This is a genomic window from Streptomyces sp. NPDC058307, assembly GCF_042880295.1.
Taxonomy (GTDB): Bacteria; Actinomycetota; Actinomycetes; order Streptomycetales; family Streptomycetaceae; genus Streptomyces.
This window is the reverse complement of the sequence record NZ_JBHVYZ010000052.1, coordinates 1-18,992: the sequence shown is the minus strand read 5'-3', so window position 1 is coordinate 18,992 and position 18,992 is coordinate 1. Positions and strand designations below refer to the sequence as shown.

The following is an 18,992-nucleotide window of genomic DNA, read 5'->3' as shown; positions in this document are numbered from 1 at the left end:
GAGGGCAAGGAGGTCGTGACCTCCCTGCCCTCGCTCATGTGCGCGCGGAATCCGGATCAGGCCGACTGCGGCTGCAGGTACCGCGCCAGCAGGTCGTCCAGCGTCACCATGCCCGTGAGCGTGCCCGCCGCGTCCCGTACGACCGCCAGGGAGGCCCGGTTGCGGCGCAGGAGGTCGATCGCGTCGGCGACCGTGGTGTCCTCCGTCAGCTCCGGGACCGGGCGGGCCAGGGCGCGGGCGGTACCGGTGCGGCCCTGGGCGCGGGCGACCAGGGCGTCGCGGGCGTGGAGCGAGCCGAGCACGAGGTCGCCCTCGCGGACCAGCATGCGGGTGCGGTCGTGGTCGGCGGCCGTGCGCAGGACGGCGTCGAGGTCGGCGGTGCCGGGCACCGAGGTGATCTCCGCGGCGGGGACGCGGAGCTCGCCGACCGGGGTCCCGGGCTCGGTGAGCGAACGGGTGAGCAGCTTGGAGTCTGCCTCGCTGATCAGTCCGAGGCGCTCCGACTCCTCGACGAGGTGGGTGAGTTGCTCACGGTTGTGCACCGCGGCCAGCTCGTCGCGCGGGGTGACCCGGCACAGCCGTACCAGCGCGTTGCTCATCCTGTTCAGCACCGAGATCAGCGGCCGGACCATCTTGACGACAGCCCGGAAGGGCGGCGAGAGCAGCATCGCGGAGCGCTCGGGGTGGGCGATGGCCCAGGACTTGGGGGCCATCTCGCCGAGCACCATGTGCAGGAACACCACGACGACCATGGCGAACACGAAGGCCACGCCGTAGCTGAGTCCGCTGGGCAGGCCCAGGTCGTGCAGCAGCGGGTCGAGTTCGTGGGAGATCGCGGGCTTGGAGACCGAGCCGAGGCCCAGCGTGCAGACGGTGATGCCGAGTTGGGCGCCGGCCAGCATCAGCGACAGCTCGCGCATCCCGACCAGGGCCGCCTTCGCCCCGCGCCGCCCCTCGGCCGCGGCCTTCTCCAAGCGGTGCCGTTTCGCGGCGACCAGCGCGAACTCGGCGGCCACGAAGAAGCCGCTGCCGATCAGCAGCAGGACGGTGAGGAAGAGCGCCATCGGGAAACTCATGTCTGCTCCTGCGCCGGTTCGGGAAGCCTCTCGACGCGGACCAGCTCCGGTACGTGGCGGTCCAGTGTCCGTACGTCGATCACCGCGCGGCCTGTGCCGAGCAGCTCGACGGTGACCCGGTCCCCGATGGCCGGGAAGCGGCCGAGGCGGTCCACGACCAGCCCGGCTGCGGTGTCGTAGTCGTCCTCCTCGGGCAGTTCGACGCCGGTGGCGTCGGCGATCTCGTCGAGACGCCGGCCCGCGTCGACCAGCCAGCCGTTCCCGTCGGGCACGGCGAGTTCGGTGACGGTGTCGCTCTCGTCGGCGATGTCGCCGACCAGTTCCTCGGCGATGTCCTCGTAGGTGACGATGCCGGCGACTCCGCCGTGCTCGTCGAGGACCACGGCGAACTCGTCATCGGAGTAACGCATCTGCTCGACCGCCTGCGGCAGCGGGAGGGTGTCGGGCAGCAGGAGCGGGGGGCGGGCGAGGACGCGCGCGGTGGCCCGGGTCAGCTCATGGGCCGGCAGGCGCGTCAACTCCCGTACGCCCAGGACCCCGGGGACGTCGTCCGGGTGGTCACCGAGGACGGGGTAGGTGGAGTGGCCGTGCTTGGCGATCAGGTCGATCGCCTCGGCGGCGGTGGCGTCCCCCCGCACGAAGACGGCGTCGACGCGCGGCACCATCACCTCGTCGAGGGTGCGCTCGGAGAACTCCAGGGCGTGGTCGAGGAGTTCGGCGGTGTCCCGGGGCAGTTCGCCCTGTTCGTGGGACTCGCCGATGAGGTGGCCGAGCTCCTCGAGGGTGGCGCCGTGGTGGAGTTCCTCGACGGGTTCGATGCCGACCCTGCGGAGCAGGCGGTTGGCCGCCCCGTCGAAGACGTGCACCAGCGGGCCGACGACCTTGAGGTAGCCCAGCGTGGAGGGGGCGAGGGCCTTCGCGAGCCGCTCGGGGACAGCGATCGCGAGGTTCTTCGGGGCGAGTTCGCCGAGGACCATCTGGACAACGGTGGCCAGGACGAAGGCCAGCACGACGGAGATCGCGCCGACGGCTCCCCCGGGGACGCCCAGGCCGGTCAGAGCGGGTTCGAGCAGGGCGGAGACCGACGGCTCGGCGATGAAACCGACGACCAGACCGGTGACGGTGATGCCCAGCTGGGCGCCGGAGAGCATGAACGACAGCCGCTCCAGGACCTTCAGCGCGCGGGCGGCCCTCCGGTCCCCGGCCTCCGCCTCGCGGGACAGGGCGAGCCGGTCCGCGGAGACGTACGCGAACTCCTGGGCGACGAAGTAGCCGGTGCCCGCGGTCAGCAGGAACACGGCCAGCAGGCCGAGAACGGCGCTCGTGGTACTCAACGGCGCGGCGATCGCGTCGGGCGGGAGTCCGTCGGGGTGGCGGACACGGGCGTGCTCCTTGGGTAGGGACGTGCGCTGGGTGAACGACCGGGGCGACAGCGGCGTTCCCCGGATCCGCCGGCCGGGCGGCGTGCCCGTCCGGCGCTCACGCGGTGGCCGGGCGCAGGCTGCTGGGCGCCGGAGAGCTGGAAGGTGAGCCGGCGTACGGCCTTCAGCGCGCCCTCGGCGCCGCGCTCACCTGCCTCGGCGGCCCGCTCCAGGTCACCGCGCTCGACGGTGGCCAGGGAGAGCTCGGCCGCGACGGACACGGCACAGGCCAGGGTGAGGAGGAGGGCCGACGCAAGCAGCACTGTCTCGGTCACCGTTTCACCTCCGCCCGTCCGTCTGTGCGGGACGCGGCACGGCCGGTACTGGGAGGCTCACCCATCGCGGAACTGTGGCTCCTTGTTGTCGGGGCAGGTCGTACCCAATAGTAAAGGACGGGCAAAGCAACCTGTGGGGACACCCGGCCGGGAGTGCGGGTACGCTGCCGGTCCGGCGGGCGTCTCGTCCGACCTCGGCGTCACCCCCGACGGAGGCCTTCCCATGTTCGGACTGAGCGAGCTCGCGGTCATCCTGCTCGTCGTCATCGCGGTCATCGCCGTCAAGAAGGGCCCGGAACTGGTCCGTACGGCGGGCAGGTCGGCGCGGATCCTGAAGGCGGAGGCCCGCGCGGCGCAGGAGGGCCGGCCGGAACCCCAGGTCATCCAGGGGGAGGTCCTGCGGCCCGGAACCGGCGGGGGCACCGAGCCGGGGTCCGGCAGCCGCTGAGACTCCCCGCGTCCGTACCCGTCCACGGTTTCCCTGCCGCCCGGCCCCGCGATGATCCATGATGAGCGGGCCATGCACCTGCCGGCCACGCCCACTCGCGCGCCACTGCCCGTTCTGCGGGCCACGGTGTTCGCCGTCGTCGGCACGGTGCTCGGGATCAGTGCCCATCATCTGCTCGCCGAGGGCCCGGTGCCCTGGGGCCACGGTGCCGCCGCGACGGCCGTGCTCTTCGCGGTGGGCCTCGTCGGTGTGCAGCGCCCCAGAAGTCTGGCGACGGTCGTCGCGTGCAGTGTCGCGGGACAGTCCGGGCTGCATCTGTGGCTGACGCTCACCGCAGCCGCGCGGCACTCCGGCGGCCATGTGCACGACGCCCACTCGGCGTGGCACGAGCGGCTCCATGACTCCCTGGCCATGACGGCGGCCCACTCGTTGGCCGCCGCGCTCGTCGCCGTCCTGCTGCACCGCGCGGACGCGGCCTGTTGGAGCCTGGCCCGCGGGGTGACGGCGGCGCTCGACGCGGTACGGGACCGACTGGCCGCGGCCCGACTGCTGTTCACCCGGCCCGCGTCACCCACGCCGACGGCCACGGTGACGGTCGCGGCGACGTACGACGAACGGCCGCTCACGGCATGGCCGTTGCTGGCGCACGCGGTGGTACGGCGGGGTCCTCCGGCGACGAGCGCAGCGCTCGCCCACTGACCCCGAGGGGACGCCGCTCCGGCCCACACCGGACGGCCGCCCCGCCGTACCCCCTGCCTGGAGACCTCCATGTCCCGTATCCCCCTGTCCCGTATCCCCCTGTCCCGTCTGTCCGTCGCCGCCGCCGGAGCCGCAACGGCCGTACTGCTGACCGCCGTTCCCGCCGCCGCCCACACCGAGGTCGAGGCCGACAAGGCGCAGGCCCTCGCCGAGAACGTCACCGTCTCCTTCCACGCCGAGGCCGAGTCCGACACCTCCGGGATCAAGGAGGTCCGGGTGGTCCTGCCCGAGGGCATCGCCCCGGCCGACGTGACGTACGGCAAGGGCCCGAAGGGCTGGAAGTTCAGTGCGACCGACGACGGCTACAGCGTCAAGGGCGCGGAACTGAAGACCGGCGAGAGCGCCGAGTACACCGTCGTCGTACGGCAGTTGCCCGACGCGAAGGAGGTGCCCTTCAAGACCCTGCAGACCTACGGCGACGGGCACGTCGACCGCTGGATCGAGCTGGACGAGAACGGCGAGAACCCGGCGCCCACACTGAAGCTGAAGGCGGCGGCAGCGGGCGCGAAGCCGGTCAGCCCCTCCCCGAGCGTCTCCGAGAGCCCGGCCCCGCCAGCCGTGGAAACCGAGCCCGCCGCCTCCCCGCAGGCCGCCGGCACGGAGAAGGACGACGAGGGCGGGCTGTCCGCGGGCGCCTGGACCGGGATCGGCGCGGGCGTCCTCGTGGCGGTGGCCGCGGTGGTCCTCGCGGTACGGCGGCCGGGCGGCACCGAGCAGTAGGGGTCCGAGCGGTAGGGGGTCCGAGCGGTAGGGGCACCCGGTCCGGGGGTTTTCCCCCGGACCCCGGATGAATCCGCTGCCTCCGGGTAGGCCAGCCACACGGCGTACCCGGAGATGGAGTGCCATGACCTGCGCGACCTCCCCCGCACGGCACGGGACCTGGGCGGTGGCCCTGACCGTCGCCGCCCTGGTCCTCACCGGAGCCTGCGACGACGGCGACAGCGGTGACGAGGGGACCTCCCGCACGGGCAGCCCCTCCGTCACCGGCTCGTCGGCCCCCACCACGGCCGGGGTCTCCCCCTCCCTCTCCGTCTCCCCGGCACCGACCGCGACCGCGCCCTCGGACCCGGAGCAGGCGGAGCGGGACATCCGGGAGGCGTGGACGGTCCTCTTCGACCCGGAGTCCTCCCTGGACCAGCGCAGTGACGTGGTCGAGGACGGCGACGAGAACGCCCTGATGATCGACAACCTCTTCCGCGACCCGAGCGGCAGCAAGCTGCGCGCCGAGGTGACCTCCGTGTCGTACACCTCGGACGTGCGCGCCGAGGTGGCCTACGACCTCACGCGCGAGGGGCGTCGGCTGGACACCGGCGGCCCGGGGGCGGCCGTACTCCAGGACGGCGACTGGAAGGTCGCGCTGCGGACGGTCTGCTCGCTGACGCGGCACGCCGAGGACGCGCCCGAGGCGCCGAGCTGCGTGCTGCCGTCCTCCAGCTCTGCCACTGGCCCTTCATTCAGTCCTGCCTCCGGCCCTGCCGGAACAGGTCGTTGAGTTCCGTCTGGGAGAGTTGGCCGGTGGCGTACGAGAAGGTGCCCAGGTCGGCCAACTCCCTTGCCGCGTCGAGCAGATGGCGGTACATGGCACGGGCGATGCTGCCGCCGACCGTGACCCGCCGGACGCCGAGTCCGCGTAGGTCGTCGAGGGAGAGGGCGTCGCCGGTCAGGCCCATGACGACGTTGAGGGGGCCGTCGAGCGCGCGGACCAGTGTGCCGATGGTCTCGGCGTCGGCGGCGCCGGGGACGAACGCGCAGTCGGCTCCGGCCTCCAGGTAGGCGTTGGCCCGCCGTACGGCCTCGTCGAGCGTGCCGCCGACCAGGAGCGCGTCGGTGCGACCGACCAGGACGAAGGGCTCGCCGTCGGCCGCCAGGGTCTCGCGGGCGGCACGGACGCGGTCGGCGGAAAGGTTCGGGTCGTAGAGCGGACGGGTGCGGTCGCCGGTGAAGTCCTCGATGTTGCCGCCCGCGGCTCCGGCGGCGAGGGTCCTCGCGATGGTGGTGGCGACGGTCTCCGGCGACTCGCCGTAGCCGTCCTCCAGGTCCGCGCTCAGCGGTACGGCGATCCCGTGCGCGATCTCGCGGACCCGGCCCAGCATGGTGTCGCGGTCGACGCGGTCCTCGGGCGGCTGTTCGGCGAAGAAGTCGTGGTCGGGCCGGCCGAGGGAGAACGCGACGCCCGCGCTCGTGGTCGCCACGGCCGGGAACCCGGCCGCCTCCAGGATCCGGGCACTGCCCAGGTCCCACGCGTTGGGGAGCAGGAAGCAGCCCTCCCGGTGCAGTTCGGCGAAGCGCTGTGCCCTGGCCCGGCTCTCGGTGTCCACACGGTCCTTCCCGGCCCGCCGCCCCTCGACGTGCTCCCGGAGAACGTACGCCCGAGGCGCTCTGAACGGAGGGCGGTGCCGGGCCGTACGTAGGTCGGACGGCGTTGACGCACAACCCTGCTACAGCCCCCTCTAGAATGAGCCCGATGATCAACTCCGAGCAGCCCGCCGCGCGTCCGCCCCTGTGGCGGGCGCTGCTCCTGCTCGGGCTGCTCGTCGGGGTGCTGGGCATGCACGCCCTGGCCCCCGGTGGCGGCATGGCCGGGCACGAGGGCAGGTCCCCGCACCTGACGACGGTCACCGCCGCCGTCGACACGGTCTGTCACGACGGCTGCGGCTCGGGCCACCTCCACCACGCGGACGCGACCTGCGTTTCGGGGGCCGTCAGCGGTGGGCCCGCGCTGCCCGCGCTCGTTCCCGACCCGTCGGGAAGCACCCTGGGCACGGTCGACCCGTGCGCCCAGACGGTCACGGCCCGGGACGGTGCCCGCGCGCCGCCCTCCCTCGCGGAACTCCAGCTCCTGCGGATCTAGACACGACGTGCTCCGTCACGTCCAGATCCCTTTCCCAGCACTGGAGTTCCAGCATGCGCATCACCCGTACCCTGATCCGCCGTGCCTGTCTCGCGGCGGTCGCCGTGAGCGCCGCCCTCACCCTCACGGCCTGCGGCGGCGACAGCGACGACAGCGGCTCGGCCGCCTCGTCGCCCTCGGTGTCCGCCGAGACCTCGGCCGACGCCCACAACGCGCAGGACGTCTCCTTCGCGCAGGGCATGATCCCGCACCACCGGCAGGCCCTGGAGATGGCCCGACTGGCCGCCGACCGGGCCTCGTCTTCCGAGGTCAAGGCTCTCGCCGCCCGGATCGAGAAGGCACAGGGCCCGGAGATCGAGACCATGTCCGGCTGGCTGAAGACCTGGGGCGAGAAGGTCCCCGAGGACATGGCAGGGGACATGCCCGGCATGGACCACTCGGCGCACTCCGGCATGGCCGGAATGATGGACGGCGCCGACATGGAGAAGCTGGAGAAGGCGTCCGGCAAGGACTTCGACTCCATGTTCCTGACCATGATGGTCGAGCACCACGAGGGCGCCGTAGAGATGGCCGGGACCGAGCAGACCAAGGGCGAGTACCGGGCCGCCAAGGCCATGTCCGGTGACATCGTCACCACGCAGACCGCCGAGATCGGTGAGATGAAGAAGCTCCGCGGCGAGAACTACGGGGGCTGACCGGACGGTTCGCAGAGTCCTTCTCCGGGCACCCGGAGAAGGACTCGCCGGATCCACGAGGAGCGACCGTGTCGACAGAGCGACTCCCCGATCACGAACAGCGCATCCTGGACGAGGTGGAACGCGCCCTGCGCCGCGACCGCCGCCTGGACCGCCGGATGCGCACCGGGCGGCTGCGCCGCCGGCCGGACCTGTCCCGGGTGACGCACTACCGGCCGCACGTCCTGACCGTGGGCCTGCTGCTCGCGGTGTCGATCACGCTCATGGTGACGGGCATCGTCACCTCGCGGCCCGCGGTGATCTGGGCCTTCGCGGCCGTCTGGCCCCTGGCCCTGTTCGCGGTGTTCCGCCTGCTGTGCCGCTGGACGGAACCCTGACCGTCACGCCTCGCCGTTCTCGAAGGCGGACTCGATCGGCCGCTCGTCGACCAGGACCCGCCCCTGCGGCGGCCCGGTGAGCAGCGCGCGTACGGCGGTCAGGACGTCCGGCGCCACATGATCGGCCCGTGCCGTCTCCTCAGGCCGGGTCCGCTCGTCCGGTACGAGGATCCCGTGGGCGCCCACCCGGGCCGCGGCCTCGGCGTCCGCGGCGGTACCGACGACCGCGCAGTCGGCCGGCGCGGTGCACACCCGGCCCGCCGCCCAGAGGATCAGGCCCGGTTCGGGCGGACGGCAGTGACAGCCGTCGTCGGGGCCGTGCGGGCACACTCCCCAGATGTCGAAGGGGCCGAGGAGTTCGTCGACGCGGTGGTTGACGGCCCGTACGTCGGCGTCGCTGAGCCGGTGGTGCCGGGCGCCCGGTCGCAGCGCCACGAACCCGGTGCGCACGTCGTGCTGTCGCAGCATGTCGAGCGCTTCGCGGGCACCGGGCGCCGGGCGCACCCGTTCGGGGTCGAGCGGGTCTTCGGCGAGGATGCTGTCACGGTCGAACAGCACCGTACGCACGCGCGTCATACGGCTACCTCCCGGCTCTCGCGTGCACTTCTTCCCTCTCCGCGAGTAACCGCGTGGGGCCGGTCCATGCGGCCGGACGCGATCTTCCGGGCCAGGTGCACCCGGGCACCGGGCATGTGAGACCCCTGTGAAATCCCCGCTGAGCAGGACCGACTCCCTAAGATCGGCTCGTGGTCACCTTCCTGCTCGAACGTACGGCCCCGCTCTCCCAGGACGAGGCCTGGCGCCGCCTCACTCAGTGGCCCCGCCACGGCGAGGCCGTCCCCCTGACCCGCGTCACCGTCGTGCCGCCGGGGCCGACGGCCGAGGGCACCCTCGTCGTCGCCCGTTCGGGGATCGGCCCGCTCGGCTTCGACGACCCCATGGAGGTCACGGTCTGGCGCCCGCCTGCGGAGGGCGTTTCCGGCCTGTGCCGTCTGGAGAAGCGGGGCCGGGTGGTGAGGGGCTGGGCCGAACTGGAGGTGCACCCGGGCCCGGGAGGCCGGGCGCGCGTGATCTGGCGCGAGCAGCTGCGGGTTGCCCTGCTCCCCGAACCCTTGCTGGGAGTGGCGGCCAGGTCGGTGTTCGGTCGCGCGCTGAACCGGCTGCTGCGAAGCGCCTGAAGGACCTGCAACGGTGGGCGCCATGACGGCGGTTGAGGGTACGGCCGTGCGGGTGGACGAAGCCGGGGCGGCGGTCCGCGGTGCGCGTTCGCGTGGCCGGACCGGCCCCAGGTGTCCGCTCAGGCCACCGACCCGATGCGGCGGGCCGGTACCGACGTCGCGTCGTGATGGATCGGCGTGTGCGCGCCGGTGAGGGAGACCCCGCTGCCGCCCCTCCGGTTCGCGACGATCTCCGCGGCGATCGACAGGGCCGTCTCCTCGGGTGTCCGAGCGCCGAGGTCGAGGCCGATGGGTGACCGCAGCCGCGCCAACTCCAGCTCGGTCACACCGACTTCGCGCAGGCGTTCGTTGCGGTCGAGGTGGGTGCGGCGGGAGCCCATGGCGCCGACGTAGGCGACCGGGAGGCGCAGCGCCCGTTGGAGCAGGGGGACGTCGAACTTCGCGTCGTGGGTCAGCACGCACAGGACCGTCCGGGCGTCGACCTGCGTGTGCTCCAGGTACCGGTGCGGCCACTCGGCGACTATCTCGTCGGCCTCCGGGAAGCGCGCCTTCGTCGCGAAGACGGGGCGCGGGTCGCACACGGTGACCTGGTAACCGAGGAACTTCCCGATCCGGACGAGCGCCGACGCGAAGTCGATCGCGCCGAACACGATCATCCGGGGCGGTGGCACGGAGGACTCGACGAGCACGGTGAGCGGGGCGCCGCAGCGCGAGCCCTGCTCGCCGATCTCCAGAGTCCCGGTGCGGCCCGCGTCCAGGAACGCGCCGGCCTCGGCGGCGATCGTGCGGTCCAGCTCGGGATGGGCGCCGAAACCGCCGTGACCGGACGGGTCATCGGGTCGTACGACGAGCGCGCGGCCGACGAGTTCCCGCGGCCCGGAGACGATCCGCGCCAGCGCCGCAGCCCGCCCCTTCGCCGCGGCTTCGAGCGCTGCCGCGACGACCGTACGGACGGGGTCGCCGGCCCGGACCGGGGTGACGAGGATGTCGATGACCCCGCCGCAGGTCAGGCCGACGGCGAAGGCGTCTTCGTCGCTGTAGCCGAAGCGTTCGAGGACCGACTCCCCGTCCTGAAGCGCCTGTTGGCACAGTTCGTAGACCGCGCCCTCCACACAGCCGCCGGAGACCGAGCCGATCGCCGTGCCGTCGGCGTCCACCGCGAGGGCGGCTCCCGGCAGGCGGGGCGCGCTGCCGCCGACAGCCACCACGGTGGCCACGGCGAAGTCGCGTCCCTGCTCGACCCACCGGTTGAGCTCGTCGGCGATGTCCAGCATGTCTCGGTCTCCTTAACAGCGGTCGCGTACAGGGGTGTTCGGGCGGCTAGTGCACGCCCATCCAGCTCTCGATCGGGTTGAGGGCGTAGTACACCACGAAGATCACCGTCAGCCCCCACATGAAGGCGCCGATCTCCCGCGCCTTGCTCTGCGCGACCTTGATCGCGACGTACGAGATGACGCCCGCGGCGACACCCGCCGTGATCGAGTAGGTGAACGGCATGACCACGACGGTCAGGAAGACGGGGATCGCGGTGGCGCGGTCGGCCCAGTCGACGTGGCGGGCGTTCATCATCATCATGGCGCCGATCACCACCAGGGCGGCGGCCGCGACCTCTCCCGGCACGATCGCCGTGAGCGGGGTGAAGAAGAGACAGGCCGCGAAGAACAGTCCGGTGACGACGGACGACAGGCCGGTACGGGCGCCCTCGCCCACCCCGGTCGCCGACTCGACGAACACGGTCTGGCCCGAGGCACCGGCCACCCCGCCGATCGCACCGCCGGCGCCGTCGATGAACAGGGCCTTGGACAGGCCCGGCATCCGGCCCTGCGCGTCGGCGAGCTTCGCCTCGGTGCCGACGCCGATGATGGTGGCCATCGCGTCGAAGAACCCGGCGAGCACGAGCGTGAACACGATCATGCCCACCGTCATCGCGCCGACCTCGCCCCAGCCGCCGAACTCGACGTGCCCGAAGATCGAGAAGTCGGGCATGGAGACCGCGCCGCCGTGCAGTTCGGGGGCGCCGCTCGCCCACTGCTTCGGGTCGCCGGCACCGGTGGCGTTGAGGATCACGGCCAGTACGGTTCCGCCGAGGATGCCGATCAGGATCGCGCCGGGGACGCCTCGCGCCTGGAGCATGAAGATCGCGAGAAGGGTGAGGGCGAACAACAGGACGGGCCAGCCCGCGAGTTCGCCCGTCGGGCCGAGCGTCACCGGGGTGGCTTTGCCCTGGTGGACGAAGCCGGCCTTGTAGAAGCCGATCAGGGCGACGAACAGGCCGATACCCATGGTGATCGCGTGCTTGAGGGCCAGCGGGATCGCGTTCATGATCATCTCGCGCAGGCCGGTGACGACCAGCAGCATGATGACCACGCCGTACATCACGCACATGCCCATGGCCTGCGGCCAGGTCATCACGGGCACGACCTGCGAGGACAGCACGCCGGAGACGGAGAGGCCGGCGGCGAGGGCGAGGGGCACCTTGCCGAAGAAGCCCATCAGCAGCGTGGTGAGGGCCGCCGCGAACGCGGTCGCGGTGATCAGTGCCTTCTGGCCGAGCGTGTCCCCCGCCGCGTCCTTGCCGGACAGGATCAGGGGGTTGAGCAGGAGGATGTACGCCATCGCCATGAAGGTGGTGACGCCGCCGCGCAGTTCACGCGCGACCGTGGATCCTCGCCGGGATATGTGGAAGTACCGGTCGAGCCAGGACCTGCCGGCCGGGACGCGAGTGCCTTCTCCCGCGTCGTCGGCGACGGTCGCCGGCTCCAGTGACTGCTGGGTCATGTGGGCCTACTCCCAAGGTTCACAGGGGCACCCGTCAACCGCCTTTACGGCTGCGGGATTTGGGAAGGTGTTTCGGCCGCACGACCCGGGGGACGGCCCGAGACGAACGAACTGGGTACTCCGGGCGGCGCGGCGAGGTGTGACGTCCCGGTGCCGCCCGGAGAGACCCGCTATGCCATGCCCGTGAGGTGTTCCGGGCGTACCGGCGTCCTGTTGAGCTCCAGCCCGGTCGCGTTGCGGATCGCCGCGAGCACGGCCGGGGTCGAGGACAGGGTGGGTGCCTCGCCGATGCCGCGCAGCCCGTACGGCGCGTGGTCGTCGGCGAGTTCGAGCACGTCGACGGGGATGGTCGGCGTGTCGAGGATCGTGGGGATCAGGTAGTCCGTGAAGGAGGGGTTCCTGACCTTCGCCGTCTTCGGGTCGACGATGATCTCCTCCATCACCGCGATGCCCAGGCCCTGGGTCGTACCGCCCTGGATCTGGCCGATGACGGACAGGGGGTTCAGCGCCTTGCCGACGTCCTGGGCGCAGGCCAGCTCGATCACCTTGACAAGACCGAGCTCGGTGTCGACCTCGACGACCGCGCGGTGGGCGGCGAAGGAGTACTGGACGTGTCCGAAGCCCTGCCCGGTGCGCAGGTCGAAGGCCTCGGTGGGCCGGTGCCGCCACTCCGCCTCGACCTCGACGCTCTCGCCCTCCAGTACGTCGGCCAGGTCCGCGAGGACCTCGCCGCCGTCGGTGACGACCTTGCCGCCCTCCAGGAGCAGTTCGGCGGTGGCCCAGGCGGGGTGGTAGGAACCGAACTTGCGGCGCCCGAGCTCCAGGACCTTCTCCCGGACGAGCTCGCAGGAGTTCTTGACGGCGCCGCCGGTGACGTACGTCTGGCGCGACGCGGACGTCGAACCGGCGCTGCCCACCTGCGTGTCCGCGGGCTGAATGGTCACCTGTGCGACCCCGAGCTCGGTGCGGGCGATCTGCGCGTGGACGGTGACCCCGCCCTGGCCGACCTCCGCCATGGCCGTGTGCACGGTGGCGACGGGCTCGCCGCCGACGACCTCCATGCGGACCTTCGCCGTGGAGTAGTCGTCGAAGCCCTCGGAGAAGCCGACGTTCTTGATGCCGACCGCGTAGCCGACACCCCGTACGACGCCTTCGCCGTGGGTGGTGTTGGACAGTCCGCCCGGCAGCTGCCGTACGTCGGCCGCTTCGCCGGCCGCGAGCCACTGCTGCTCCGGAGGAAGCGGCATCGCCTTGACGCGGCGCAGGAGTTCGGCCACTGGGGCGGGCGAGTCCACCGGCTGGCCGGTCGGCATGATCGTGCCCTGTTCCATGGCGTTCAGCTGCCGGAACTCCACCCGGTCCATGCCCACCGCGTCGGCCAGCTTGTCCATCTGCGCCTCGTAGGCGAAGCACGCCTGTACCGCGCCGAAGCCGCGCATCGCGCCGCAGGGCGGGTTGTTGGTGTAGAGGGCGATGGCCTCGATCTCGACGTCGTCGACGACGTACGGCCCGATGCCGAGCGAGGAGGCGTTGCCGACGACGGCCGGCGAGGCGGAGGCGTACGCGCCTCCGTCCAGGACGATCCGGCACTTGACGTGGGTCAACTTGCCCTCGGCGGTGGCTCCGTGCTCGTAGTAGAGCTTGGCCGGGTGCCGGTGGACGTGACCGAAGAAGGACTCGAACCGGTTGTAGACGATCTTGACGGGCTTGCCGGTGCGCAGTGCCAGCAGACAGGCGTGGATCTGCATCGACAGGTCCTCGCGGCCGCCGAAGGCCCCGCCCACGCCGGACAGCGTCATACGGACCTTGCGCTCGGGCAGCCCGAGGACCGGGGCGATCTGCCGCAGGTCGGAGTGGAGCCACTGGGTGGCGACGTAGAGGTGGACGCCACCGTCCTCGTCCGGCACGGCGAGACCCGACTCGGGACCGAGGAAGGCCTGGTCCTGCATGCCGAAGGTGTACTCGCCCTTGACGACGAACTCGGCCTGCTTCGAGGCCTCTTCGACATCACCGCGGATGATCGGCTGCCGGTGCACGATGTTCGGGTGCGGGACGTGCCCGACGTGGTGGTCGTCGCGGCCCTCGTGGACGAGGATCGCGTCGGGGGCGGTCGCGGAGGCCTCGTCGGTGATGACGGGCAGCTCGCGGTACTCGACCTTGATCTTGGCGGCGGCGCGGCGGGCCGTCTCCGGGTGGTCGGCGGCGACGATGGCGACCGGCTCACCGTGGTGCCGGACCTTGCCGTGGGCGAGGACCGGGGTGTCCTGGATCTCCAGCCCGTAGTTCCTCACCTCGGTCGGCAGGTCGTCGTAGGTCATGACGGCGTACACGCCCGGCAGCGCGAGGGCCTCGCTCGTGTCGATGGACACGATCTCGGCGTGCGCGACGGTCGAGCGCAGGATCTGCCCCCAGAGCATGTCCTCGTGCCACATGTCGGACGAGTACGCGAACTCGCCGGTGACCTTGAGGGTGCCGTCCGGGCGCAGCGTGGACTCGCCGATGCCGCCCTTGGTCTTCGAACCCTGGGTGATCTTGGTGGGAGTGCCGTTAGGAGTGGACACGTCAGACCGCCTCTCCCTGCCGGGCGGCCGCGAGGCGTACCGCGTCCATGATCTTCTCGTAGCCGGTGCAGCGGCACAGGTTGCCCGAGAGCGCCTCGCGGATGTCCGCGTCGCTCGGGTTGGGGTTGCGCTCCAGCATCTCGTCGGCGGCGACCAGCAGCCCCGGTGTGCAGAAGCCGCACTGGACGGCGCCGGCGTCGATGAACGCCTGCTGGACCGGGGAGAGTTCGGTGCCCTCGCCGGTGTGGGAGTCCTTCTGGGAGTCCTGCCCCTCCGGCGCCCGGTGCCCGCACGCACGCTGCTTGGCGTAGTCCGCGAGCCCCTCGACGGTGACGACCTCGCGCCCCTCGACCTGCCCGGCGGCCACGAGACACGAGCACACCGGGACGCCGTCCAGCCGGACCGTGCAGGACCCGCACTCCCCCTGCTCACAGGCGTTTTTCGAACCCGGAAGCCCGAGCCGCTCGCGCAGCACGTACAGCAGGGACTCGCCCTCCCACACGTCGTCGGCTTCCTGCGGACGTCCGTTGACAGTGAAGTTGACGCGCATTACGCAGCTCCCTCCGTGGTGGCGGCGGTGCCGCGGTAGGACTCCCAGGTCCAGGTCAGCGTGCGGCGGGCCATGATGCCGACCGCGTGGCGGCGGTAGCTCGCCGTGCCCCGGACGTCGTCGATCGGGCTGCAGGAGGCGGCGCACAGGTCCGCGAACTGCTTGGCGACCGAAGGGGTGATGATCTTGCCGTTGTCCCAGAACCCACCCTCTTCCAGAGCGGCGTTCAAGAACTCCTCGGCGGTCTTCGCCCGAACGGGTGTGGGAGCGGCCGAACCGATCCCCGTCCGCACGGTCCGCGTCTCGGGATGCAGGGCGAGCCCGAAGGCACACACGGCGATGACCATGGCGTTCCTGGTCCCCACCTTGCTGAACTGCTGGGGCCCGTCCGCCTTCTTGATGTGCACGGCACGAATGAGCTCGTCGGCGGCCAGCGCGTTGCGCTTCACGCCGGTGTAGAACTCGTCGATCGGAATGAGCCGGGACCCCCGGACCGACTCGACCTCGACCTCGGCGCCGGCGGCGAGGAGGGCGGGGTGGGCGTCACCGGCCGGGGAGGCGGTGCCGAGGTTGCCGCCGACACCGCCGCGGTTGCGGATCTGCGGGGAGGCCACGGTGTGCGAGGCGAGGGCCAGGCCCGGGAGCTCGCCGCGCAGGTGCTCCATGATGCGGGTGTACGGCACCGAGGCGCCGAGCCGCACGGAATCCTCGCCGACCTCCCACTCGGTGAGGTCGGAGATGCGGTTCAGGTCGAGCAGGTACTCGGGCCGCCGATGGTCGAAGTTGATCTCGACCATCACGTCGGTGCCGCCCGCGATGGGCACAGCGGTGGGGTGCTCGGCCTTCGCGGCGAGCGCCTCCTCCCAGCTGGCGGGGCGAAGGAAGTCCATGACCGGCTCTCTTCTACGTCTCGTGATCGTACGGATCGAGCCAGATCGGGTGCGGCGGGCCCGGCTCGTTCATGTGCTGTTTACGCGGAATGAAGCCAGTACACAGCCGTGTACTCCGACGGGGTCAGTCACGGAAACCATGAAGGAGTTGGCTGGTCGCGGCCCTCATCTTGTAGATTCGTATGAACGGAGGTCCTCGGTAACCTCTATGTTTTCCTGCGGAAACGGGCGACACAGCCCGCGTGACCTGGGACACAGCCCCGGAGTGGGCGAAAAGCCGCTCCCCTCCACCACCCCCTCCCCCCCATCGTAGATTTCGAGACAAAGAACGGCGGCGACGAGAATGCGGCTGCGCGCACTGCTGGACACCGACGCGCTGGGCCTGCGGCTGCTCGGCGGCGAGGACGAACTGGACCGCACGGTGCGCGGTGTGATGACCACGGACCTGCGCGACCCCAGCCGCTACCTCTCGGGCGGCGAACTGGTCCTGACGGGCCTCGCCTGGCGCCGGGACGCCGCCGACTCGGAGCCTTTCGTACGACTCCTGGTGCAGGCCGGAGTGGTGGCGCTGGCGGCCGGCGAGGCCGAACTGGGCAACGTCCCGGAGGACCTGGCCGTCGCCTGCGCCCGGCACCGCCTCCCGCTGTTCGCGGTGCACGAGTCGGTGGCCTTCGCGACGATCACCGAGCATGTCGTACGGCAGGTCTCCGGAGAGCGCGCGGGCGACCTGGCGGCTGTGGTGGACCGCCACCGGCGCATGATGACCTCGGGCCCGGCGGGCGGCGGCCCGGACGTGGTCCTCGACCTCCTGGGTTCCGACCTGGACCTGCGCGCCTGGGTCCTGTCCCCCACCGGCCGCCTGATCGCGGGCCCGAAGGTGGCGGGCCCCGGCCTCCCGGCGGACATCTGCGCGAAGCTCGCGGCGGAACACCTGGCCGCGGCCCGCACGGGCCGCCGGGGCCCGCACAGGGTCACGCTCGGCTCGTCGACGTACTCCCTCTTCCCGGTCCGCAGCAGCGGCCGCTCCGCGCAGGCCTCCAGGGACGTACGCGAGACGGTCCTGTCGGACTGGCTGCTCGCCGTGGAGGCGGACGCCGGCGACTGGCCGGAGGAGCGCCTGGACCTGCTCCAGGGCGTCACCCAGCTGATCGCCGTCGAGCGGGACCGCAGGGACGCGGCCCGTACGGTCCGCCGCCGCCTGGCCCAGGAGGTCCTGGAACTGGTCCAGACGGGAGCGGCACCGGCCGAGATCGCCGCCCGCCTGCGCGTGGCGGCCCCCGTCCTCCTGCCCGGCCTGGGAGCGGCCCCGCACTGGCAGGTCGTGGTGGCGAAGGTCGAATGGCAGGACGGCGACCTGGAGGGCGGTGCCATGGCCCAGTCCCTCCTGGAGGAGATCCTGGTGGACCCGCAGGCGACCGGCCCCGAACCCTCCGACCGCATAGCGGTGGCCCACACCGGCGACGAGGCGATCGCGCTGGTCCCCCTGCCCGCGGTCTCGATCGAACACGACGGCTCGGAGACAGGCATCCTGGCGGACGCCCTCCTGGAATCGGTCCGGGACCCCCTGTCGGCAGGCCTGGACGACGACGGCAGGGTCACCCTGGGCGTCAGCGCGTCGGTCCACTCGGCGGAGGGCCTGCGCGGCGCCCTGGAGGAGGCCCGCCACGCCCGCAGGGTGGCGGCGGCCCGCGCAGGCCGGGTCTGCGCGGCAGGCCACCAGGAACTCGCCTCGCACGTCCTGCTGCTCCCCTTCGTCCCCGACGACGTACGCCGCGCCTTCACCGCCCGCCTCCTCGACCCGCTCCGCGACTACGACCGCCGCCACCGGGCCGAGCTGATCCCGACCCTTGAGGCCTTCCTGGACTGCGACGGCTCCTGGACGCGCTGCGCGACCCGCCTCCACCTGCACGTCAACACGCTGCGCTACCGCGTCGGACGGATCGAGCAGTTGACGAGCCGGGACCTGTCACGCCTGGAGGACAAGCTGGATTTCTTCCTGGCACTGCGGATGAGCTGACCTCCGCGACCCCCCGGACTCCCACGACTTTGTGAATTCCTTCACCCACCCCCTTGGCCGGGCCCGTCGTTTCGTGCTGAGATGCCGCCACCACTCAAAGCTCGACGGCGCGCTCGGGGAGGGCAACGTGGCGCATACCGCCATGTCTGGTAACGGAACGACCGCCGGTGACGATCCACTCCAGACCGCGGTATGGCGGCTGCGCTCACGGGCCTGCTGGGCCGACGCGGCCGCCCTGATCCAACCGGTCACCGCACCGGCGGCCCTGCAGAGAGCCGCACTTCTGGTGGAACGCTGCCTGTACACGGAGCAGGGCTGGCCCGAGGCGGAGGACGCGCTGCGCACCGCCGAGGCACTGGCCCACAGCGACGAGGAACGGGGAGCGGCCGCTTGTGAACGAGGGCACCTTGCGTACGCCTCGACGCTCCACGGGGTCCGGGACCGCGCGGACGAGGCGCGGGCGGCGCTGGGGCGGGCGGCGGCGCTGATCCCTCCGGGGGCTCCTGGGCGGGCTCTGCTGGACTTCCGCCGGGGCCTGCTGGCGGAGAACCTGACCCGCTCCCCCCAGTCGGCCCGAGCCGCCTACCGCCGCGCCCACGCGGGCGCCACGGCCCAGTCCGACCCCCTGCTCCTGTCCTTCACCTGGCGCCACCTCGCCGGACTGGCCCTGCGCGAAGGCGAGTTGGCCGAGGCGCGGCACGGCTTCGCCGAATCACTGAGGATCCGCGAGGAGTTGGGCTACCTGGTAGGAACAGCCCCGGCCCTCGCGTCCCTGGCGGACGCGGAGGCCGAGCCGGAGGCATCCCGACTCCGCGAGGAGGCACGGCGGTTGTACCGCTTGCTGGGCGGCGTACCCACATGGCTGTCCCGCCAGCTGACGCCACCGGCGGCTACGGCGTGAATCCGCCTACGGGCGTGCCGGGTGAGGTTGTCGGGCGGCTGCGGGTGCGTTGTGGCTGGTCGCGCGGTTCCCCGCGCCCCCAGGAGGTAGCGGTCGCCCTGCGCCAGTAGGGACCGTTAGCCACCACGGGCCGTTCGCCGGACCGCGCGCCAACGATGGACCGTTGGCCGCGTACGGCGGGCAGGGGACGGGGTGGGGGGTGTCCGCCCGCAGCG

General features: G+C 72.0%; 19 protein-coding genes and 1 pseudogene. 10 read left to right on the top strand and 10 right to left on the bottom strand.

Annotated features, from left to right (window positions below; translation table 11 throughout):
- Positions 1 to 56: 56 nt before the first annotated feature.
- From ACFVYN_RS30355 to ACFVYN_RS30345, 3 genes and pseudogenes are all read right to left on the bottom strand, one after another.
- The gene (locus ACFVYN_RS30355; protein WP_390004181.1) at positions 57 to 1,076 is read right to left on the bottom strand and encodes a hemolysin family protein; all 1,020 of its coding nucleotides are present in this window, start codon (positions 1,074 to 1,076) and stop codon (positions 57 to 59) included.
- Complete coding sequence (locus ACFVYN_RS30350; RefSeq protein WP_390004178.1) at positions 1,073 to 2,410, bottom strand: hemolysin family protein; 1,338 nt, start codon at positions 2,408 to 2,410, stop codon at positions 1,073 to 1,075. The genes ACFVYN_RS30355 and ACFVYN_RS30350 overlap by 4 nt, the downstream gene beginning before the upstream one ends.
- A gap of 170 nt (positions 2,411 to 2,580) precedes the next feature.
- Positions 2,581 to 2,772 (bottom strand): annotated as a pseudogene (locus tag ACFVYN_RS30345) (hypothetical protein); the annotation flags it as partial.
- Between the two features lie 223 nt (positions 2,773 to 2,995).
- Here ACFVYN_RS30345 and ACFVYN_RS30340 point away from each other — a divergent pair.
- From ACFVYN_RS30340 to ACFVYN_RS30325, 4 genes are all read left to right on the top strand, one after another.
- A complete protein-coding gene (locus ACFVYN_RS30340) occupies positions 2,996 to 3,220 on the top strand; it encodes a twin-arginine translocase TatA/TatE family subunit (protein WP_390004177.1) in 225 nt (74 codons plus the stop codon).
- A 72-nt stretch (positions 3,221 to 3,292) separates the two neighbouring features.
- Positions 3,293 to 3,919: a hypothetical protein gene (locus ACFVYN_RS30335; RefSeq protein WP_390004176.1), complete on the top strand. Its 627-nt coding sequence runs from the start codon at positions 3,293 to 3,295 to the stop codon at positions 3,917 to 3,919.
- Positions 3,920 to 3,988: 69 nt separating this feature from the next.
- Complete coding sequence (locus ACFVYN_RS30330) at positions 3,989 to 4,699, top strand: DUF1775 domain-containing protein (protein WP_390004174.1); 711 nt, start codon at positions 3,989 to 3,991, stop codon at positions 4,697 to 4,699.
- 124 nt (positions 4,700 to 4,823) lie between these two features.
- A complete protein-coding gene (locus ACFVYN_RS30325) occupies positions 4,824 to 5,471 on the top strand; it encodes a hypothetical protein (RefSeq protein WP_390004171.1) in 648 nt (215 codons plus the stop codon).
- Here ACFVYN_RS30325 and ACFVYN_RS30320 read toward each other — a convergent pair.
- Positions 5,434 to 6,297, bottom strand: coding sequence for an isocitrate lyase/phosphoenolpyruvate mutase family protein (locus tag ACFVYN_RS30320; RefSeq protein WP_390004169.1), 864 nt, complete (start codon positions 6,295 to 6,297; stop codon positions 5,434 to 5,436). The genes ACFVYN_RS30325 and ACFVYN_RS30320 overlap by 38 nt on opposite strands.
- A gap of 146 nt (positions 6,298 to 6,443) precedes the next feature.
- On the opposite strand from ACFVYN_RS30320, the gene ACFVYN_RS30315 reads away from it, so the two are divergent.
- From ACFVYN_RS30315 to ACFVYN_RS30305, 3 genes are all read left to right on the top strand, one after another.
- Positions 6,444 to 6,830, top strand: coding sequence for a DUF6153 family protein (locus ACFVYN_RS30315; RefSeq protein WP_390004165.1), 387 nt, complete (start codon positions 6,444 to 6,446; stop codon positions 6,828 to 6,830).
- A gap of 53 nt (positions 6,831 to 6,883) precedes the next feature.
- On the top strand, positions 6,884 to 7,525 hold the full coding sequence (locus ACFVYN_RS30310) for a DUF305 domain-containing protein (protein ID WP_390004162.1): 642 nt from the start codon (positions 6,884 to 6,886) through the stop codon (positions 7,523 to 7,525).
- Between the two features lie 68 nt (positions 7,526 to 7,593).
- Positions 7,594 to 7,902, top strand: coding sequence for a DUF3040 domain-containing protein (locus ACFVYN_RS30305; protein ID WP_390004159.1), 309 nt, complete (start codon positions 7,594 to 7,596; stop codon positions 7,900 to 7,902).
- Between the two features lie 3 nt (positions 7,903 to 7,905).
- Here the strand turns inward: ACFVYN_RS30305 and ACFVYN_RS30300 are convergent, their stop codons facing one another.
- The gene (locus ACFVYN_RS30300; RefSeq protein ID WP_390004156.1) at positions 7,906 to 8,478 is read right to left on the bottom strand and encodes an HAD-IIIA family hydrolase; all 573 of its coding nucleotides are present in this window, start codon (positions 8,476 to 8,478) and stop codon (positions 7,906 to 7,908) included.
- 170 nt (positions 8,479 to 8,648) lie between these two features.
- Between ACFVYN_RS30300 and ACFVYN_RS30295 the strand changes: the two genes are divergently transcribed.
- Complete coding sequence (locus tag ACFVYN_RS30295; protein WP_390004153.1) at positions 8,649 to 9,080, top strand: SRPBCC family protein; 432 nt, start codon at positions 8,649 to 8,651, stop codon at positions 9,078 to 9,080.
- Between the two features lie 119 nt (positions 9,081 to 9,199).
- Here the strand turns inward: ACFVYN_RS30295 and ACFVYN_RS30290 are convergent, their stop codons facing one another.
- The 5 genes from ACFVYN_RS30290 to ACFVYN_RS30270 form a co-directional block, all read right to left on the bottom strand.
- Positions 9,200 to 10,354 carry an XdhC family protein gene (locus ACFVYN_RS30290; protein ID WP_390004151.1) on the bottom strand — a complete coding sequence of 385 codons (1,155 nt, stop codon included), beginning with the start codon at positions 10,352 to 10,354 and terminating at the stop codon, positions 9,200 to 9,202.
- Positions 10,355 to 10,400: 46 nt separating this feature from the next.
- Positions 10,401 to 11,858, bottom strand: coding sequence for an NCS2 family permease (locus ACFVYN_RS30285; protein WP_390004148.1), 1,458 nt, complete (start codon positions 11,856 to 11,858; stop codon positions 10,401 to 10,403).
- A 170-nt stretch (positions 11,859 to 12,028) separates the two neighbouring features.
- Positions 12,029 to 14,419, bottom strand: a complete 2,391-nt coding sequence (locus ACFVYN_RS30280; protein WP_390004145.1) for a xanthine dehydrogenase family protein molybdopterin-binding subunit — start codon at positions 14,417 to 14,419, stop codon at positions 12,029 to 12,031.
- Between the two features lies 1 nt (position 14,420).
- On the bottom strand, positions 14,421 to 14,969 hold the full coding sequence (locus ACFVYN_RS30275; RefSeq protein WP_390004143.1) for a (2Fe-2S)-binding protein: 549 nt from the start codon (positions 14,967 to 14,969) through the stop codon (positions 14,421 to 14,423).
- Complete coding sequence (locus tag ACFVYN_RS30270) at positions 14,969 to 15,859, bottom strand: FAD binding domain-containing protein (protein ID WP_390004141.1); 891 nt, start codon at positions 15,857 to 15,859, stop codon at positions 14,969 to 14,971. Before ACFVYN_RS30270 ends, ACFVYN_RS30275 begins: the two co-directional genes overlap by 1 nt.
- A gap of 343 nt (positions 15,860 to 16,202) precedes the next feature.
- Here ACFVYN_RS30270 and ACFVYN_RS30265 point away from each other — a divergent pair, with 343 nt between their 5' ends.
- On the top strand, positions 16,203 to 17,876 hold the full coding sequence (locus ACFVYN_RS30265) for a PucR family transcriptional regulator (RefSeq protein WP_390004138.1): 1,674 nt from the start codon (positions 16,203 to 16,205) through the stop codon (positions 17,874 to 17,876).
- A 127-nt stretch (positions 17,877 to 18,003) separates the two neighbouring features.
- Positions 18,004 to 18,777: a hypothetical protein gene (locus tag ACFVYN_RS30260; protein WP_390004135.1), complete on the top strand. Its 774-nt coding sequence runs from the start codon at positions 18,004 to 18,006 to the stop codon at positions 18,775 to 18,777.
- Positions 18,778 to 18,992 lie beyond the last annotated feature (215 nt).

Coding starts and splice junctions, on each gene's coding strand:
- ACFVYN_RS30355 (WP_390004181.1), bottom strand. CDS start 1,076: ATGAGTTTCCCGATGGCGCTCTTCCTCACCGTCCTGCTGCTGATCGGC.
- ACFVYN_RS30340 (WP_390004177.1), top strand. CDS start 2,996: ATGTTCGGACTGAGCGAGCTCGCGGTCATCCTGCTCGTCGTCATCGCG.
- ACFVYN_RS30335 (WP_390004176.1), top strand. CDS start 3,293: ATGCACCTGCCGGCCACGCCCACTCGCGCGCCACTGCCCGTTCTGCGG.
- ACFVYN_RS30330 (WP_390004174.1), top strand. CDS start 3,989: ATGTCCCGTATCCCCCTGTCCCGTATCCCCCTGTCCCGTCTGTCCGTC.
- ACFVYN_RS30325 (WP_390004171.1), top strand. CDS start 4,824: ATGACCTGCGCGACCTCCCCCGCACGGCACGGGACCTGGGCGGTGGCC.
- ACFVYN_RS30315 (WP_390004165.1), top strand. CDS start 6,444: ATGATCAACTCCGAGCAGCCCGCCGCGCGTCCGCCCCTGTGGCGGGCG.
- ACFVYN_RS30310 (WP_390004162.1), top strand. CDS start 6,884: ATGCGCATCACCCGTACCCTGATCCGCCGTGCCTGTCTCGCGGCGGTC.
- ACFVYN_RS30300 (WP_390004156.1), bottom strand. CDS start 8,478: ATGACGCGCGTGCGTACGGTGCTGTTCGACCGTGACAGCATCCTCGCC.
- ACFVYN_RS30290 (WP_390004151.1), bottom strand. CDS start 10,354: ATGCTGGACATCGCCGACGAGCTCAACCGGTGGGTCGAGCAGGGACGC.
- ACFVYN_RS30285 (WP_390004148.1), bottom strand. CDS start 11,858: ATGACCCAGCAGTCACTGGAGCCGGCGACCGTCGCCGACGACGCGGGA.
- ACFVYN_RS30275 (WP_390004143.1), bottom strand. CDS start 14,969: ATGCGCGTCAACTTCACTGTCAACGGACGTCCGCAGGAAGCCGACGAC.
- ACFVYN_RS30270 (WP_390004141.1), bottom strand. CDS start 15,859: ATGGACTTCCTTCGCCCCGCCAGCTGGGAGGAGGCGCTCGCCGCGAAG.
- ACFVYN_RS30265 (WP_390004138.1), top strand. CDS start 16,203: ATGCGGCTGCGCGCACTGCTGGACACCGACGCGCTGGGCCTGCGGCTG.